Below are 3,612 nucleotides of genomic sequence, written 5' to 3'. Positions count from 1 at the left end.
TGCGCAATCAAGCGCAATTGCAGGCAATGGTCGCTTGGCAAGCTCAAGTTGCTTCATCTTTTGACAGCTTGCGTTCAGATTTGGCGAACATGGGGCAAGATCTGGCAACGAAGGCTTCTAGCTCAGCTGTGGAACATCTGATCGATCGGACCTTATTGTTGGAAGCCGGTGTTTCGCGCAATTGGGAAGCACACAAGCGGTTGGAAGAAGAAGTTGGCGCGTCGAGCGTTCTGCTCTTGGCAAATACAGAGCACTTCATCAACGATACTAAATCGGACACGGATCACGCAGACTATGCCGCCCGCGTCGGCGGTGGTTTGTCGTTTCCACTTTCTGCATCTAGCACGCCAGTTGGCGGTATTGAGTTGCAAGATCCTGCAGATCCAAAGGTCACTGTGCAGAACGGCATGATGACGCCTGTTTCAAGCTCCAAAAACCGCACGCTTGAAAATGGGTCAGTTAACGGAGCTGTGCAGATCCAGTCCTACACCAATGTTGAGCACACATCGCGCGCAATGACGGGCTATTCTGACGCCTCTCACTATGGCCCCGGCAACTATCATTACGAAAACTTTGTGGGTGTGCCTGGTGTTGCATGGAACGCGCAATCGGCGCGGCCAAGTGGCAAAAAAATGATTGGTGGCGTCAAATACAGCTTGGCGCGATATGACGAGACTTCGCCTGGTTCGGGCACGTTCAAACTGACCTACATCACCATCGTCGAGGCGCAGCGCGAATACACCTATTATGTGCAGGAAGAGGTCGAAACAACGATTACTGCGCAAGGTCGTGGTCAAACAGTTTATGCGGCCAACGGTGGGTGGCTTGATCAAATTGGTTTCCATGTTACCGGTAACGGGCCAGGCAACATTGAGGTTTTGGTTTGCGAGTGCGATGGATCGGGCACGCCCGATTTGAACAAAGCCCTCGCGCGCACCTCGTTGGCGGCTGGCGATATCGTTCAAGGCATCAATCAGGTGCCGATTGAGCCGGTCTACATCGCGCCGGGAACGCGCTATGCGCCTGTGTTTTTGTCCACTGGGGCGTACAACTTGGGCACGACAAGCACCGGTCGCGCCGTGACCAACGGACAGCATTTTGCTTTGGTTGGCTCAAACCGTTTTGAAGTGCCTGGAACTGAGGGCGAGAAAGACTTGTTCCTTCAGCTTCGGTACAAAACGCATGAGGCGACAACTGTAGCCGTGACACTTCAGCCTTTGCAGCTTGCGGATGGCATTGACAGCTTGAAGATTGCCTTCAAACGTGTGATCCCGCTGGGCACCAATGTGTACTTTGAAGTCATGGTGGGCAGCACTTGGTATCGCTGTGGGCCGGGGCAGTCTATCCCAGAAGTTGATTGGAGTTTGCAACCCAATTTGATGCCGTTCCGAGTGGTTTTTGTGGGCACAAAAGACGGTATGCCTTCGATTGGTATTGGTGCCAATTCTGAGATCACAGTTGGACGTGTTGCGACAAGCCTTACGCATATCGCAGAGCCGATCGATGCGGGTGCTGTGGCGTCAGAAGTGCGGGTGCGCGTTCGCATGGACGGGTTTGATGAAGCCAAGCATGACTGCGTTGTATCTTTGATCGTTGCTGGCGTTGAGAAAACCGCAACTGCGGTTGAAGATGCAACAATTGACGGTAACTCGATTTATCGAACAGCGACATTTAGCTTGGCCGGGGATGCGAACCAACAGTTTGCACCCAAAATTGTGGCCAGCATGTCAAACGTTGCGGAGCCTTTCTCAATTACGGAACGATTTGATTATGCGGCTGTTTGATAAGATTTATCGGGTCGCAGAACTGCTTACGATTGATAGCAAGTTCTTCAACTCCCGGTTTCGTTCGGTTGATGACCGGTTGCACTCGCTCGAAGAAGTAAAAGGGAGCTGGGCAGAAGAGAGTGCGCGACTGTCCAAAATCGCGATCGATCAGGTCACAGCACTTATGGCAGACGCGGCAAACGTGTCTGCCAGTTTTGCTCACCTTGGCGCAATCTTATCGGTCAAGTCGCTTTCAACATTCTCGATCCAAGAGGGTGTTGTGACCTTGATTGTCAATGAGGCAGACCGTTCAAAAGTGCCAAGTGCCGCCTTCATTGCAGCTGTGCCGCTGGGAATAGCTGACGCTGGCGTCTCAGGCATTATGACCGAATGGGATGCCGATACTGGCGTGATGAAGTTTCATGGCAGCTCACTACGCGGTGAGGGCACTTATTCGGAATGGGTGGTTGGCCTTGCCGCGCCCGACTTGAATGCCGACGCCAGCATTAATGCGCAGAACATTGTTGTGACCAGCGGCGAAACAGAAACAGACGTGGCAGCTGTGTTGGCCTCGCAAGCAGAGACCATTGAGGCATTAGGCGAGGCAATTGCTGCTGTGCCAGTGCTTGATCCAAATCTAGTTTATGCCCATGCGGCTTATCGGAGTGTGCAATGACAGGACGTTTAGCATCCGCTTTCATCGCAGAGGCGGGTAAACCGCAAAAAATATTTACAGTGCCGGAAGGCAAAACGCTTGAAGGACATATCACTGCTTACAATTCTACTAGTGAGGCGCATACGATTCAAATAAAGCGGGGCAACTCCATTGTTGCGCCTGCTGCTTCCTTTGCGTGGTCCAATGCAGAGGAGCAGGAGAGCACAACTGGTAAAGCACTTGGTGATGTCATCGCGCAGGTGGGCGATAAATATTTGGCTTATGACGGCGCAACACCCAAGCTCTTTGATTTAACTGATCAATTGGGACCGCAGGTGGTGCAGGCCATCAACGGTGCACCAAATAGTGTTATCAATTGGCAGGGCGCAGACGATCTCGTAATGCTGGCAACCAGCGGTGGAGATATTTTGCGGCGCTACGCGGGGGTTAATAATCCTTTCGAGCCAGGGGCTAGTTTTGGCTATATGGATGGCGGAACGATAATGGGAGGAGCACGCACCGTTGCAGGATGGAAAAACTTTGCGTTGGGTTTTCGGGGCGCTAACGACGATGTTTCATTCACCAATTCACTAGGCACTTCGGGAAGCAGCGCGTGGACGAATGTGACATTTACGTCGAAAGGGGCCGGACAAGTCTATGGGAGCGGCACGTACTGGGCAGAGGGCCGCATGGGTGTGTTTGCCGCAAACGGCAAGTTCTTCATGTTTTTTGCCGACACAAACGGCTATCAATACCGCAAAACGGTTATCGTTGACACTGAGAACATCACCTCAAATGCAGGGTGGCACTTCAACGTGGGTTCTCTATATACCAATGACAGCCAGATTGATGGCGTGTTTTATGCCAATGGTCGCTATTTCTGTTTCTACAAATACTCTAATAATCTGGCCATCAAAGCCCTGGACGAAGCGGATTTGTTTACTGCGGGCGCGTGGGGAAGTACCACTCTGGCCGTCTCCGACAGTGGCCTGAATAGCTATCAAAATGGCAGTTGCTACCAATTGGCGGACGGTCGGGTAACCTTCAACTCGAATGGAAAAATTCGAGTATTTGACCCGCAAACCGACACCGTTACGAATTATGTGCCCGATGTTGCGAATGTTTCGGTTCCTCAAAACTACGCTGACTTTCATGATGGAAAGCTTACCCCGGTGCAAACTGGGCAGGTTG

Annotated in this window: 3 protein-coding genes; all 3 read left to right on the top strand. The window is 51.9% G+C overall.

Features of this window, described 5'->3' with window-relative positions:
* A partial coding sequence (locus Q0231_RS06080; protein WP_299346348.1) for a hypothetical protein occupies positions 1 to 1,784 on the top strand: 1,784 nt, incomplete at its 5' end.
* A complete protein-coding gene (locus Q0231_RS06075; protein ID WP_299346345.1) occupies positions 1,771 to 2,442 on the top strand; it encodes a hypothetical protein in 672 nt (223 codons plus the stop codon). The genes Q0231_RS06080 and Q0231_RS06075, both read left to right, overlap by 14 nt.
* Positions 2,439 to 3,612, top strand: a 1,174-nt coding sequence (locus Q0231_RS06070) for a hypothetical protein (RefSeq protein WP_299346342.1), incomplete at its 3' end; no start/stop codon positions are given. The genes Q0231_RS06075 and Q0231_RS06070, both read left to right, overlap by 4 nt.

The organism is uncultured Maritalea sp. (genome assembly GCF_937139385.1).
Classification (GTDB): Bacteria; Pseudomonadota; Alphaproteobacteria; order Rhizobiales; family Devosiaceae; genus Maritalea; species Maritalea porphyrae_A.
The sequence above is the reverse complement of the archived record's forward strand: the minus strand, read 5'-3'. Positions and strand labels throughout refer to the sequence as shown.